Origin of the sequence: Spirosoma montaniterrae (assembly GCF_001988955.1) — a bacterium.
GTDB classification, from domain to species: domain Bacteria; phylum Bacteroidota; class Bacteroidia; order Cytophagales; family Spirosomataceae; genus Spirosoma; species Spirosoma montaniterrae.
Genome location: NZ_CP014263.1, coordinates 3,363,194 through 3,377,665, shown reverse-complemented (window position 1 = coordinate 3,377,665; position 14,472 = coordinate 3,363,194). Strand labels below are relative to the sequence as shown.

The following is a 14,472-nucleotide window of genomic DNA, read 5'->3' as shown; positions in this document are numbered from 1 at the left end:
ATTGAACAACAAACCATCGCGTATTGACGAATGCGTACTCTGCTTGTTTTACTGACCCTTGCCCTGCTGTCGGCCTGCTCATCGAGTAAACCTAATCAGCCGAAATCAGCGGATAAAAGACGGCTTTCACAATATGACCGGGCTACGGCTGAGTACGACGCCCGTACTCGTGCCCAGCGCAACGAGCCGAATACTACCCAGCGGTCGGCCCCGCTCTCATCAGACCCGCAGCAGGCGCGTCGGCCCGAAACCGTAGTGCCGATTCGTCCGGGCGATGCTGGCCCGGCCAATACAGGAGCTGCCAATCCGCTGGGGGGCGAATGGGCCATTACGTCTATTAAAGCCAGATTTCTGACCATCGACAGCAGCACCGTGCGGGTGTACATGAACCTGACGGCCAAAACGCCATCGGGCGAGACCGTGAAAAACCCCAGCGACTTGATCGAGCACTTTCTGGTGGCCTACGTCATGTATCCCGACTACAACAACCGCGACCGGCTGGGGTATGGCAACGTACCGCTTTCGGCTCAGAACGTAAGTCGTGAGCAAACTGGCGGGTCGGGTATAACCTATCTGACACTTTCGTTCGATGTGAAACGGCCCAAAGATGTCGCCAACGCTATTCTGCTGACCGAGTTCACCGAAACCAATTCAGGTACAAAAGCCCGCAACGATCTGACGCTGCGCTTTACCGCGCCCAAACTGAGCGACCGCTTCGCCTTGTTCGACAGAAATGGCCGACAACCACAATTGCGTAACTACGTCAACGTGGGCGACTCGGTGATGATTGGCGATGCCAACGGTGTTCAAAAGACGCTGTATGGCGTGCGTTATCGGCACGATTTCGATGCAGCGTCATCGCCCATGAACACTTCGCCCCGCCCGGCCTCAAAATCGCTCACGGTTGATTCAACCCTGACCATCACGACCAATCAGCCGTTTGTGTTGCCCAAAGAAGGTTTATATTATTTCACAGAAGATACCACCGACGCAGTGGGCATTGGTCTGGTAGTGGCCGACAAACGGTTTCCGAAGCTAACGCGGCCCGAAAAACTGATTAAACCTGTTTTGTACATGAGTACGAGCAGCGAAATCAGCGAATTGAGTCAGGCGCAGGATACGAAAAAAGCCTTCGACCGGTATTGGCTCAGCCTGATGTCGGGCAATGAAGAAGTAGCCCGGCGAACGCTCAAAGCGTATTTCGACCGTGTTGAGGAGGCTAACCGACTCTTCACGACCTACAAAGAAGGCTGGAAAACTGACAAAGGCATGATTTATATCGTGCTGGGTGCTCCCGACCGCGTACAGCGCAACCGCGAACGTGAAGTGTGGGTGTATAATCGCCGGGCCAACGTGTCGGAAGTGAATTTCACGTTCACCAAAAAAGCAAATCAGTTTGTAGATGACCACTATGAATTGGTTCGTTATATCGAGTACCAGCCCATCTGGTATCCCATCGTGGAAGCCTGGCGAACGGGGGCCATTCGGGAATAGTTTTTTAACCGAAGCGTTGGCCCGGCGCGAAGGCGCAAAGATTACACAAAGGCAACAAAGAAAACTTTAGCGACCTTTGCGTAATCTTTGCGCCTTTGCGGTTAATTATTTTTCTATGAGTTATCACAACAAGTCATATCGCCCCGCCCACCCACAACCCAACCCCGACGAAATGGTGTTTGGGATTCAATCCGTCATTGAAACGCTCCGCTCCGAACAGCAGATCGATAAGCTGTACATGGAAAAGGGGTTAAGCAATCCTGACATTCAAAATCTGGCATTTCAGAAGCGCGTTACCATTCAGCGTGTTCCTGTCGAACGGCTCGACCGGCTAACGCGCAAGAATCATCAGGGAGTGGTATGCCTGATAGCACAGGTGCAGTACGTAAAACTTTCCAACGTTATTGCCGATGTGCATGAACGGGGGGAAACGCCATTTTTTCTGCTGCTCGACCGCATCACCGACGTGCGGAACTTCGGAGCCATTGCCCGTACTGCCGAATGCGCCGGGGTACAATGCATCGTGATTCCGGGCCGGGGGGCGGCTGCTATCAACTCCGACGCCATGAAAACGTCGTCGGGGGCACTCAACCACATCTCCGTCTGCCGCGAACCCGACCTGACCGAAACCATCAAATACTTACAGGATTCGGGCATTATGGTGGTAGCCTGCACCGAAAAATCGAACCGCGACCTTTACGAGCGCACCACCGACCTGACCGGCCCGATGGCCGTAATTATGGGGTCGGAAGAAGACGGTATCTCACCCGAATTGTTGCGTATGGCCGATACGCACGTAAAAATTCCGCTGCTCGGAGCCGTTGGGTCGCTTAATGTGTCGGTGGCTACGGGCGTATTGCTGTATGAAGCCGTTCGGCAGCGGAGTATGGCTATCAGTCAGTAAGCATGCTTAGGATAGCCGCCGTTCTTTCCAGTTGCTTTTAGAGCCGGATAGAGTTGCGCCAGCACCGTTCGGGCGGCTTACTCCGGGTTTATGTTTATTGAGCAGATACGCACTCAATACAGCGGCCAACTCTGCTTCGGCGGGGTCGGGCGTTGGAGACAGTACGTCTGCCGTAAAATACCTGCCAACAAAACCCGTATCGAACTGACCGGAACGGAAAGCCTCGTGCTCCATCACGAATCGGCAGAACGGAAGCGTGGTTTTTACTCCTGTGATCTGATACTCGTCAATGGCCCGAATCATTTTCTGAATCGCTTCTTCGCGGCTGTCGCCGTAGGTAATCAGCTTGGCAATCATTGGGTCATAATAAATCGGGATGGTCATGCCCTGCTCGAACCCATCATCGACCCGAACGCCGTTGCCCTGCGGACGCACGTAGGTATCGAGCGTACCTACGTCGGGCAGGAAGTTATTGGCCGGGTCTTCGGCATACACCCGAACCTCTACGGCATGGCCTTTAATTTTCAGGTCTTCCTGTTTGATAGTCAATGGTTTGCCTTCGGCGATATAAAGCATCTGCTTCACTAAATCGACGCCCGTAATCTGTTCCGTTACCGGATGTTCGACCTGGAGCCGGGTATTCATTTCCAGAAAGTAGAAATCTAATTTATCGTTCACGATGAACTCAACGGTACCCGCGCCGTAGTAGCCACAGGCCCGCGCCACATCAACGGCGGCCCGTCCCATTGCGTCACGAATTTCAGGCGTCAGAATAGCCGATGGTGCTTCTTCGACCACTTTCTGGTGGCGTCGCTGCACCGAGCATTCGCGCTCGAAGAGGTGAATAATATTACCGTGCTGATCGCCCAGCACCTGAATTTCGACGTGCCGGGGCGACGTGACGTACTTCTCGATAAACACCGATCCGTCGCCGAAGGCCGAGATGGCTTCGCTCACGGCACGGTCCATCTGCTCGTCAAATTCTTCGTCGCGCTCAACAATCCGCATGCCTTTGCCCCCTCCACCCGCGCTGGCTTTAATCAGCACCGGGTAGCCAATTTCGGCAGAGATCCGTTTGGCTTCGGCCCGGTCTGTAATAGCACTGGGCGTGCCAGGAACCATCGGGATGTCATAGCCCGCAACAGCAGCTTTAGCGGCTAATTTGCTGCCCATGATCTCGATGGCTTCGGGCGAGGGACCAACGAAAATCAAGCCGGCTTCGCGCACCATCCGGGCAAAATTGGCATTCTCCGACAAAAACCCGTAGCCGGGATGAATGGCATCGACACCGAGCTGTTGACAAACATCGATAATCACGTCGGCCCGCAGGTACGACTCGGCAGACGGGGCCGGGCCAACACATACTGCTTCATCGGCGTAGCGCACGTGCAGGGCATTGCGGTCAGCTTCGGAGTAGATAGCCACGGTTTTGATGCCCATTTCGCGGGCGGTGCGCATTACGCGCAGGGCAATTTCGCCCCGGTTGGCAACGAGGAGTTTGCTGATGGTTGGCATTTTAGCTGGCTGACAGGTTTTTCTTTTGACAGGATTTACCGGATTAAACAGGATTTAAAAAAACAGGCTTGTAAGTTTTGAAGAAAAATCCTGTTTAATCCGGTAAATCCTGTCAAAAAAACTTTTCCAAACTCCTGTCTGTTTGGCAAAGGTAGTATCACAAAACGAATACGCAATTAGATTTCGTTGTCGAAATTGGCACATCCGAAACTTAACCGTACTTTTGTACTTATGTTGTAAAAAACAAGGGTTTAGCCCTTTAAACTATAGCGAAAAGTGGATTTATTTGAGAAACTGCGCAACAACTTAGGTCCCATCGGTTCGCCGGCACGGGCGTTTAACGGTCACCATTATTTTGCCTTCCCGAAGCTTGAAGGCGACCTCGGCCCGCGTATGCGATTCCGGGGTAAGGAAGTGCTGAACTGGAGCCTGAACAACTACCTTGGCCTTGCCAACCACCCCGACGTTCGCAAAGCCGACGCCGATGCTGCCGCCCGGTGGGGGCTGGCCTATCCGATGGGTGCGCGGATGATGTCGGGCAACTCCGACCTCCACGAGCAGTTTGAACAGCAGTTGGCGCAGTTTGTCGGTAAAGAAGATGCGTTTCTGCTCAACTATGGTTATCAGGGCGTAATGTCGGTGATTGAAGCCGTAGTTGACCACCGCGACGTGATCGTGTACGACGCCGAAAGCCATGCCTGCCTGATCGATGGTATCAGGCTGCACAAGGCCAAAATGGGCGAATACTACAAATTTAACCACAACGATATGGCAAGTCTGGAGAAGAATCTTCAGCGGGCCACTAAAAAAGCCGCCGAGAAAAATGGCAGTGTGCTGGTAATTACCGAAGGCGTTTTTGGCATGTCGGGTAAAGTCGGTAGTCTCGATCAGGTAGTTGCGCTGAAAGAGAAATACGAATTTCGGCTGTTAGTCGATGACGCGCACGGCTTCGGTACGATGGGTGCCACTGGCGCGGGCGTTGGCGAGATGCTCGGCTGTCAGGACGGTATCGACCTGTATTTCTCGACCTTCGCCAAGTCGATGGCCGCTATTGGTGGGTTTGTGGCAGCAGACCACGACATTATCATGTACCTAAAATACAACATGCGTTCGCAGACATATGCCAAAGCCCTGCCAATGCCTTATGTGGTGGGTTGTATGAAGCGGTTAGAGATGATTCAGAGCCAGCCCGAACTGCGCGAGAAACTCTGGGAAAACGTGCGGGCACTGCAAAACGGGTTGCGCGAACGGGGTTTCGATATTGGCGACACGCAGTCGCCGGTGACGCCGGTTTTCCTGCATCATATTGAAGGGGGCGTGGCGGAGGTAGCCGCGCTAACGATGGACCTGCGCGAGAACATGGGCGTGTTTTGTTCTATTGTAGTTTACCCCGTTGTACCGAAGGGGACCATTATGTTACGCATCATTCCAACGGCGGCTCATTCGCTCGACGACGTGGCTTATACGCTCGATGCGTTCTCCAAAATGGGTGATAACATAGAAAAGGGCGTTTACCGACAAAATGGGCCGATTCCTACCGGGAAAACGCTCGAAATGTCGGCAGAAGCGACCACGGAATAAGGTTTTAGTGAAAAAAGTTGCATTTTTCGGCTATTTTTTTGGCTTAGCTATTGCGCTGTATGTCAGAATCGCTAAATTTCCGCAGAAAACCGCGTTTTTAGCGGAATTTGGGCCTTTTTTCACACATAAACCCATACGTTTACTATGGCACGCTTCGATGAAGTAAAGAATCTGGTTATGTCTCTGGAAGGTGATTTCGAGAAGTTCTACGACAAGAACAACCAGGCTGCCGGCACACGCGTTCGGAAGGGGATGCAGGAGTTAAAGACGTTGGCGCAAGCCATTCGTGCCGAAGTTCAGGACGCCAAGAACAAAGATGCCTAAGCATTTTTCTTTGGTCAATTCGGCCAACAACACCCCGCCCGGCACTTGACCGAGCGGGGTTTTTTTATGAAACGGTAGGGAAAGGTGAGTCGCTGAAAAACGGGTGTTCGTCGCATTTTTGAGGTATCTGGTCGCACAATAGTCATCGGGTATACGAAATCGCATCGTTAAGCCGTATTTTGTCGATAATGACCGCTGTCGCACTCCGATTTCCCTGGCGTATCTTTCTGGCTGTATCCGGCTGGGCAATGTTTATTTTGCTGCCTTTGCTGGTAAATCCGATTGAGCCACCCTCGAAGCCGTTTTGGCCCCCGCCCGGTGCCATAAGTCCGTGGAAGCCCATTCTGTTTAATGGGATCATTGTTGGCCTGTTCTATATCAATACCTTATGGCTCATTCCGCGCATACTCGAACAGCGGGGCCTAAAGCCATACATGCTGGCTGTTGTTGGGTGCGTATTCCTGGTAATGGCCTTATTTTTTGGCATTCAGGCTACTACAATGGGAATGCGATTCGTTACGTTTCGGATGGTGTTTATATCCATCGTGCCGTCGGTACTGATTTTATCGATTAGCACGACCTACAAAGTGCTGAGCGATTATCACCAGCGGCAGCAGCGGCAGAAGGAGCTGGAAAACGAACAACTCCGCGCCGAACTATCATTCTTACGCTCGCAGATTAGCCCGCATTTTCTGTTCAACGTACTCAACAGCATCGTATCGCTGGCCCGGCTGCGCCCGAAGGATGTGGAACCCGTTACGATTCAACTGGCTGGACTGCTGCGATACATGCTCTATGAGTCAGACAATGTAACAGTACGTGTTGAACAGGAAATCGACTATATGCATAATTTTATAAGACTCGAACGGCTTCGATCAGGCACCAAAGTGCAAATAGATTTTACCGTCGACGTACCCGACCAGACCCTGCTCATTGAACCAATGCTGTTGATTCCGTTCGTTGAAAATGCATTCAAGCATGGCGTAGGGGGCATTGCCAACCCGGTAGTACAGATTGGGCTGCGGTCAGTAGGAACGTCGCTGTACCTGCACGTGCGTAACCGCCTGTCCGACAAGCCCGCTGCACCTCCGTCGGGTATTGGGCTGCGCAATGTAACGCGCCGATTGAATCTGCTTTATCCTGATAAACACGATTTGCGTATCGAACAGGCTGAAGGCTGGTACGATGTGCAGTTAACGTTACTACTGCGTTGAAACCTATTCGCTGCTTAGCCGTCGATGATGAGCCACTGGCTCTGGCGTTACTGGCCGATAACATCGGTAAAGTGCCTTTTTTAACGTTAGCCGCCACCTGCGACGATCCGCTGGAGGCTTTGGCCGTACTCGAACGCGAATCCATCGACCTGTTGTTTCTGGACATTCAAATGCCCGGCCTGACGGGTACGCAACTGCTTCAGGGGCTAATCAACCGTCCGCCCGTGATTCTTATTACGGCCTACGAACAATACGCACTTGAAGGCTTCAACCTTAGCGTACTCGATTATCTGTTAAAGCCCGTTGACTTCAGCCGATTTCTACAGGCCGCACAAAAAGCCCAGCGGTTTATTCAGCCTACCGAACAAATGGCCCCGGCTGCCGATGACTTCTTCTTTGTCAATTCTGATTATTCGCTGGTACGGATTCAGGTTGGCTCGGTCTTATACGTAGAAGGGCTGAAAGATTATGTTAAGATTTATACGACGCAGCATAGCCGCCCGGTACTCTCCCGGATGACACTCAAGGCGATGGAAGAACTGCTGTCCCGGCCCCGATTCGTCCGCATTCATCGGTCATACATCGTCAGTATCAACCATGTGGAGGTAATTCGCAGGCATAAGATTACGCTGGCGGGGGTTAGCATTCCGCTGGGTGAGCAATATGCACCGGGGTTGTATGAACTGCTGAACCTGAACCCACGTACCATCAGCGAGTAGACGGTTGCGGGTATTGGTCGCAGTCAGGCTCGATTTGCTCGATACATCAGGGTACTTCGTCGCAATTTGGCCCGGTCGTCGGCTAAAGCTATGGCATTCAGACGTTGTAGAAGGGTATGTTTCACCTTTCTCTCGTGCTGTCATGAACCTCTTTTTATACCGATCTACAGCGTCGGTTTTGTCAGCTTTCGTGCTGATTTTTGGCCTGATGGCCTGCTCCCAGTCCGACGACGACCCGCAACCGCTCACCAAAGCCGAGCTATTGGTCCGCACCTGGGAAGTGCAGTCGGCTACGTCGGCCTACGGGCGTACTTCATACCTCTTCTACGAAAAAGGCCGCAGCGATAACGACAGCGATTTGTCGGCCTATCGGTTTGCATTCCGGGCCGATGGCTCGTACAGCTTCATCGACGGCAGCAGCAGCACCTACATGGGCGTTTGGCAACTGACTGATAATGACACCAGCCTGCTGCTCGATGGCGATCCGCTAACGGTGCTGACGCTCACCGATAAAAATCTCGACTTCTCGTTCATGTCCGACGAAACCGACACCAACGGCAATGTCATCCAGATTACCAATACCTACCGCCTGGTGCCAGTGCAATAAATTTCCAAGTTTATTTTCTGCTCATGTATTCCATAACTCATCCGATTACCCGGCGCATTCGCCGTTTCTTTACTTCACCAGTACAAACTCCGATGCGGAGGTATACCACAAGCCTGTGCGGACTTCTCTGGCTGGCTGTATGCTGGGCAGGCGTTAGCTGTTCCGACGATTCCGACTCATCGGTGCGGGGCGACTGGCGACGCCGATCCGACTTTGAGGGTGTGGCCCGCAATGCCGCCAGCAGCTTTGTGATTGGCAGTATTGCGTATGTAGGCACTGGTTCTAACTCCGACAATGAACGGCTGCGCGATTTCTGGGCCTATGACCCCAACCGCAATACCTGGACGCAACTGGCCGATTACGGGGGTGTGGGCCGCAATGCTGCCGTTGGCTTTTCGGTTGGCACGAAAGGGTATATCGGCACGGGCCTGAACGAAAACGGCGACCGCCTGCGCGATTTCTGGGAGTTTGACCCAACCACCAACCGCTGGACGCGAATTGCCGATTTTGGGGGTACGGCCCGGCGAAATGCCGTTGCTTTTGCCACCGCTGCGAAAGGTTACGTAGGCACGGGCTACGACGGTAATTTCGTCAAAGATTTCTGGGCCTATGATCCGGCGCAGAAACAGTGGCAGAAGATAGCCAGTTACGGCGGCAGCAAGCGCATCGGAGCCGTGTCGTTCGTGATCGACAACATCGCTTATGTGGGTACGGGCAACAACAATGGGCTGGCCGAAAACGACTGGTGGGCCTACGACCCCGCTACGGATTTATGGATTGAAAAAGAAGATTTCGACGACGACCACGCCATTTCCCGTAGCTACGGTGTAGGCTTCAGCGTGGGGCAGCGCGGCTACGTGGTACTTGGCGACGTAGCCAATATGGCCACCTGGGAGTACAACCCCGCCACCGACACCTGGGAAGGGTTAGGCAATTTTGAAGGGGCTAACCGGCAATATGCCTGCGGCTTTGGTATTGCGGGTAAAGGCTATATCACCACTGGCGGCAGTGGTTCAAGCCGTTTCGATGATTTGTGGGAGTTTGATCCAGCTAACGAACAGGATGATGAAAACTAACCCAATACGCCAACGGGCCGTTGGGCGGTGGCAGTGGGTTATCTGGCTATTGGCAGGTGGTTTACTGATCGCCTACGGATATCACCAGCAACAGACCGACGAACTGGCCGTGACGGTGTTTCGCACCAACGCGGGCTGGGGCTACAACGTGCAGCGAAGCCGGCAGATAGTAATTCATCAGCCTGTTGTGCCGGGGCAGTCGGGCGGGGCTGCGTTTGGCAGCGAAGCACAGGCCCGGCGCGTGGGCGAATGTGTTGCAGAGAAACTTCGGGAAGGGCAGTTTCCACCCACCTTAACCCAGTCTGAATTGCAGGCGTTGGGAATAGTAACTGATTAGCCGTTAAACACATGGTGAATAGATTCTGGCCCGAACGAACCAGCTATATGGCCTTGCTGGCGGGGCTATGGCTGCTGGTTGCCTGCCAGTCGGGTGATACAGACCTCGGTCTGGCCGTAGTGAAACCCGATGAATTAGCTGTCGAATACCTCGACACGCTGTCGGTATACGCGTCGACGGTGATGGTGCCCGACACCTTCACCACCTCAACCGACAGCACGGTGCTGATTGGCCGCTGGCAGGACGCACAAACGGGTACTGTATCGGCAAAGGCGTTTACGTCGGTCGATTATAATTCGGCGCACACGTTGCCTGAACAAACGGGTATTCGCTTCGACTCGCTGGTGCTGGAACTGGGTTATACCTTCACGCACGGCGATACGCTATCGTTGTTCTCAATGGCCGTACATTCGCTTGAAACTACGTTTGAAGACGGGAAAACCTACGACAACGTGTCGTCATTACCGTATCAGGCCGCACCGTTGGTTCAACAGGCATTTCGTCCGCAATTGGTACGCGGCAAACGGCAGGCACGGCTCCGGCTACCCGATGCCCTATCCCGCGATTTTTATAACCGGCTGGTAAATAAGCAGATCAATGACCAAAGTAGCATGGTCGATTACTGGAAAGGATTTGCCTTGCTTGGTCAGTCGGCGGGCAATGCTTTTCTGGGATTTAACTTACTCCGGGCTACGTCGGGGCTGCGGCTGTATTACCACGGCAACGACCTCAACCAAACCAGGTATGAATTACGTTTTCCGATGGAGTATCATCGGTTTACGCAACTCACCAGCAACCTGAGCGGGTCGGCCCTGCAATCGCTGCGTAGCCGTACCGACGCCATCAGCAGCCGCCAGACCGGGAACGTTAGTTTTATTTCGGCGGGGGCCGGGCTGCGTACCCGGCTCGACATTCCGGCACTGAGTCAGTTTTCCAAACCTGACCGCTACGTGGCTCTGAACCGGGCCGAACTGGTTGTACAGCCCGTTGGTGTGTTACGGAACGATAACGCGCTGCCGCCCATTCGGCTCACCCTCTACGAAACCAACAACCGACAGGAATTGCTGGCATCGGTGCCGGGGGGAGCCAGTGGTTCGTCGGCAGTGCTGGCTACCTACGGCTGGTATTACAATGACCTCGAACAGCGCGATCAGTATGCCTTCGACCTGACGGGTTATGTCAACAACGCCCTGCTTCGACAGGCTCCCGCACGAGCCTTGCTACTCATGGAACCCGTTGAGCAACTGAGTTTAACGAACCGAATTCGGCGCGTTACAATCGGCGACCAACGCCACGCGACCGACAAACTCAGGCTCCGGTTGCTGTACACGGTGAATCAGGGCAGACAATAGTTTTCCTAAATTTTCTCCCTGTGCATCAGCGTTGCCATGCCACGCGTAGTAATTTTGTTGGTTTGAACGTCGCGGATTTCGCCCAGAATGTCGGCAGTGTGTTTGTCGGGGTTGACGCTCTTTACGGTGAACGTGGCTTCGTAATCAGTATCGACAAACATGGGCCGCAGAAACTCCAGCGTCTGCCCCAGATACACTGACCCATAACCGGGAAATTCGGTGCCGAGGACTTTGGTGAATACGCTGGCACCAAGCATTCCGTGGATGATGGGTCGTTTGAAAGGCGTAGTGGCTGCGTATTCTGCGTCGAGATGCAGCGGGTTATTGTCGCCCGTAACGCGGGCAAAATCTATAACATCGGCTTGCGAAAACCGGAAGGCGTACCGGTGAACGGCGTCGAGAGCGAAGTCCATAATCAGTGAAAAGTGACCAATGAAACGTGAAAAATGGTGAACACATCAACAAATTTCTGTGAAGTACGATAAATCATTTTTCACTTTTCACTTTTCGCTCGTCACTTTTGTACCTGATTATGCTGAAGACTTTATTTTCGCTCGGAGCGTCGCAACAGAAACGCGTGTTCGGGTTAGATGTGATGCGGGCACTCGCGATTTTGATCGTGGTAGATGCACACGCCACGATTGCGCTGAAAGAGTATTACACGGCTCCGTTCTGGCACAATCTGCTGCCCGATGGTGTCGAGTTGTTTTTTGTACTGAGTGGCTTTCTGATTGGCGGTATCCTGATTCGCTCGTATGAAAAGCAGGGCCGCTTCGACCGCTCGCTGCTGCTGAATTTCTGGACGCGCCGGTGGTTCCGAACGCTGCCCGCTTATTACCTCGTGCTGGTCGGTCTGATTGTACTGGCCTTGCTGCGGGCGTGGCGTAGTGGCCTGCACCATACGCTGCCCGAAAAAGGTACGCTCATACACTATTTCTTTTTCGTCCAGAATTTTGCCCGTACCATTCCCGATTTCTTTCCCGAAACCTGGAGTTTAGCCATTGAAGAGTGGTCGTACATCACGCTGCCACTGTTGCTGTGGGCTATGCAAACGCTGCTGCCCGCCCACTGGCCCCGTCAGCGGATCATCTTGTCGGCTATTCTGTTTATCATTATCGGTACCAATCTGCTGCGGTTTACGGTGGCATTGCAGTATCCTATTTCGGCCAGCGAACTCGGCTTTCGCGGAATCGTGCTCATGCGCTTAGATGCCATTGCCTACGGCGTGCTGGCGGCTTATGCCAAACATTATTTCCCGGCGCAGTGGACTAACGAGAAACTACGCCGTCGGCTGTTGATTATCGGGCTGGTGCTGACAGGCTTAGCCGCGTTTACAGCCTCCATTGTGGTGCTGGCTTTTTACGTTGACATCGGCATTTATCCGGCCTATGTGTTCTACAAACGAACGTTTTATTTCCTCGTCATCGGTCTGAGTATGACGCTGTTGATGCCATTCATGGACGGCTGGCGAAGTGCATCCGGCCTTTGGGCGCGATTTGGTATTGCGCGGGCTATTACGCACATCAGCCTGATTTCATATTCCATGTACCTGCTCAACCTGACGCCGATCATGCTGACGTTTCTGGAACGTGTTCCCACTACATCATGGGAGGTAGGCTGGCTGAAAGTTGGCGTGTTCTGGGCATTGGTACTGGTGCTGTCAACACTGCTGTTCAAGTTCTTTGAACGCCCCGTTACCGAACTGCGGGAACGCCTATCGAAGAAAGAACCGACGCAGTTGGTAGTTAAAAGTTAAAAATGAACAATGAAAAATGTGCGCGACCAGCAAACCGCACTTTTCACTGTTCATTTTTAACTTTTAGCTGTCAACTACTATGGTCGCTGACAATGACCCAGCGGTTTTTGATTTTGCGCCATAGCAGCGTAAAATGGCCGCTGGCATCGCCTACTTCGGGGCGGGTAAGATGAAAACGCCCGATCACGTAGGCCACGTTTGGGGCCGGAAAGTCGAGCTGGAGAATATCAAATTTAAGCGACCCCATCGATGCCCGGTTCGGATAGCGTTTTATGTAGTTGTCGAGGGTGGCGCGGTAGCCGTAGGTAATCCCGGCCTTACCCACAAAGGTCAGCGAATCTGATTGCCAGTAGCCAACCATAAACTTGTCGATGTGCCCATCGTTCCAGTCTTCGGTCTGGCGTTTGAGAATTTGCAGGATAGCCCGCCGGTTGGCTGCTGCTGAAGCCGACGACGGTGTGCCACCCGACTGGCTGAATACGGGAAACGTAACGAGAGAAAGTAAGGTAAGAAGGACGAGCTGTTTCATAGTAAATTGGTTTTTTGGTAAAACTAAGTGAATACCGTTAGGTTTGCAGTATAACGAAACCACTACATGAAAGCTATACTTTGTCAACAATACGGCCCACCTGAACAACTTGTATTAGCCGACGTGCCATCGCCCGAGGCTACTACAGGGCAAGTTGTGATCCAGGTCGAAGCCTGTGGCGTTAATTTCCCTGACACGCTGATGATTGAAGGCCGCTATCAGTTTAAGCCACCGTTTCCGTTTTCGCCCGGTGGCGAAGTGTCGGGCGTGGTAACGCAGGTAGGTGAAGGCGTTTCTCACCTGGCTGTTGGTCAGCGGGTTTTCTCGCTGACGGGCCACGGCGGTTTTGCGGAAGAGGTGGTCACGAGTGCGGCCACTACGCTGCCCATGCCTGACGGGATGGACTACGTAACGGCGGCTTCGACTATGTACACCTACGGCACCTCGTACCATGCGCTGAAAGACCGCGCCAATCTGCAACCCGGCGAAACCCTGCTGGTGCTGGGTGCTGCCGGGGGCGTTGGGCTGGCGGCTGTGCAACTCGGTACGTTGATGGGGAGCCGCGTCATTGCCGCAGCCTCTACCGATGAGAAATTAGCCATTTGCCGACAGCTTGGAGCCGCCGAAACCATTAATTATACCACCGAAAACCTCCGCGACCGCATCAAGGAGTTAACCGCTGGCAACGGCGTCGACGTGGTGTATGACCCCGTTGGCGACCGCTATGCCGAACCGGCTATCCGGTCGCTGGCCTGGCGGGGGCGGTATCTGGTGATTGGTTTTGCGGCTGGCGACATTCCGAGTATTCCGCTCAATCTGGCCCTGCTGAAAGGCGCGTCGATTGTGGGTGTGTTCTGGGGAGCCTTTGCGCAGCGTGAGCCGAAGATAAGTATGCAGAATTTTCAGCAGATTCTGGCCCGGATTTTGTCGGGCCAACTGAAACAACACATCTATAAAACTTATTCATTAGCTGAAGCTCCCACCGCTCTCCGCGATCTTATGGAACGCCGGGTTGTGGGGAAAGCAGTCGTGACAGTAAACAGCTAACAACCAGCAGCCAACAG

15 protein-coding genes are annotated in these 14,472 nt (G+C 53.3%); 12 read left to right on the top strand and 3 right to left on the bottom strand.

What is annotated here, in order from left to right:
* Positions 1-30: 30 nt before the first annotated feature.
* Both AWR27_RS14600 and rlmB read left to right on the top strand, forming a co-directional pair.
* Positions 31-1,494: a GWxTD domain-containing protein gene (locus tag AWR27_RS14600; RefSeq protein WP_077131844.1), complete on the top strand. Its 1,464-nt coding sequence runs from the start codon at positions 31-33 to the stop codon at positions 1,492-1,494.
* Between the two features lie 115 nt (positions 1,495-1,609).
* Complete coding sequence (gene rlmB / locus AWR27_RS14595) at positions 1,610-2,398, top strand: 23S rRNA (guanosine(2251)-2'-O)-methyltransferase RlmB (RefSeq protein WP_077131843.1); 789 nt, start codon at positions 1,610-1,612, stop codon at positions 2,396-2,398.
* 6 nt (positions 2,399-2,404) lie between these two features.
* Here the strand turns inward: rlmB and accC are convergent, their stop codons facing one another.
* Positions 2,405-3,913, bottom strand: a complete 1,509-nt coding sequence (accC, locus tag AWR27_RS14590) for an acetyl-CoA carboxylase biotin carboxylase subunit (RefSeq protein ID WP_077131842.1) — start codon at positions 3,911-3,913, stop codon at positions 2,405-2,407.
* Between the two features lie 276 nt (positions 3,914-4,189).
* Here accC and AWR27_RS14585 point away from each other — a divergent pair, with 276 nt between their 5' ends.
* From AWR27_RS14585 to AWR27_RS14550, 8 genes are all read left to right on the top strand, one after another.
* Positions 4,190-5,494, top strand: a complete 1,305-nt coding sequence (locus AWR27_RS14585) for an aminotransferase class I/II-fold pyridoxal phosphate-dependent enzyme (RefSeq protein WP_077131841.1) — start codon at positions 4,190-4,192, stop codon at positions 5,492-5,494.
* 144 nt (positions 5,495-5,638) lie between these two features.
* Positions 5,639-5,818 (top strand): histone H1, encoded by a 180-nt coding sequence (locus AWR27_RS14580; protein ID WP_077131840.1) that lies wholly within the window; start codon positions 5,639-5,641, stop codon positions 5,816-5,818.
* 188 nt (positions 5,819-6,006) lie between these two features.
* Complete coding sequence (locus AWR27_RS14575; RefSeq protein WP_077131839.1) at positions 6,007-7,032, top strand: sensor histidine kinase; 1,026 nt, start codon at positions 6,007-6,009, stop codon at positions 7,030-7,032.
* Complete coding sequence (locus AWR27_RS14570; protein WP_083732863.1) at positions 7,029-7,751, top strand: LytR/AlgR family response regulator transcription factor; 723 nt, start codon at positions 7,029-7,031, stop codon at positions 7,749-7,751. Before AWR27_RS14575 ends, AWR27_RS14570 begins: the two co-directional genes overlap by 4 nt.
* 142 nt (positions 7,752-7,893) lie before the next feature.
* On the top strand, positions 7,894-8,358 hold the full coding sequence (locus tag AWR27_RS14565; RefSeq protein WP_077131838.1) for a hypothetical protein: 465 nt from the start codon (positions 7,894-7,896) through the stop codon (positions 8,356-8,358).
* Between the two features lie 92 nt (positions 8,359-8,450).
* Positions 8,451-9,434: a Kelch repeat-containing protein gene (locus AWR27_RS14560; RefSeq protein WP_083732862.1), complete on the top strand. Its 984-nt coding sequence runs from the start codon at positions 8,451-8,453 to the stop codon at positions 9,432-9,434.
* Positions 9,421-9,771 (top strand): DUF4907 domain-containing protein, encoded by a 351-nt coding sequence (locus AWR27_RS14555; RefSeq protein WP_198045008.1) that lies wholly within the window; start codon positions 9,421-9,423, stop codon positions 9,769-9,771. Before AWR27_RS14560 ends, AWR27_RS14555 begins: the two co-directional genes overlap by 14 nt.
* A gap of 11 nt (positions 9,772-9,782) precedes the next feature.
* Positions 9,783-11,123 (top strand): DUF4270 family protein, encoded by a 1,341-nt coding sequence (locus tag AWR27_RS14550; protein ID WP_077131836.1) that lies wholly within the window; start codon positions 9,783-9,785, stop codon positions 11,121-11,123.
* A 5-nt stretch (positions 11,124-11,128) separates the two neighbouring features.
* Here the strand turns inward: AWR27_RS14550 and AWR27_RS14545 are convergent, their stop codons facing one another.
* Positions 11,129-11,536 carry a MaoC family dehydratase gene (locus AWR27_RS14545; RefSeq protein ID WP_083732860.1) on the bottom strand — a complete coding sequence of 136 codons (408 nt, stop codon included), beginning with the start codon at positions 11,534-11,536 and terminating at the stop codon, positions 11,129-11,131.
* A gap of 119 nt (positions 11,537-11,655) precedes the next feature.
* Between AWR27_RS14545 and AWR27_RS14540 the strand changes: the two genes are divergently transcribed.
* Complete coding sequence (locus AWR27_RS14540) at positions 11,656-12,879, top strand: acyltransferase family protein (protein ID WP_077134002.1); 1,224 nt, start codon at positions 11,656-11,658, stop codon at positions 12,877-12,879.
* A 70-nt stretch (positions 12,880-12,949) separates the two neighbouring features.
* Here the strand turns inward: AWR27_RS14540 and AWR27_RS14535 are convergent, their stop codons facing one another.
* A complete protein-coding gene (locus AWR27_RS14535) occupies positions 12,950-13,408 on the bottom strand; it encodes a YybH family protein (RefSeq protein ID WP_077131834.1) in 459 nt (152 codons plus the stop codon).
* Between the two features lie 66 nt (positions 13,409-13,474).
* On the opposite strand from AWR27_RS14535, the gene AWR27_RS14530 reads away from it, so the two are divergent.
* Positions 13,475-14,455, top strand: a complete 981-nt coding sequence (locus AWR27_RS14530; RefSeq protein WP_077131833.1) for an NADPH:quinone oxidoreductase family protein — start codon at positions 13,475-13,477, stop codon at positions 14,453-14,455.
* Positions 14,456-14,472: the final 17 nt, after the last annotated feature.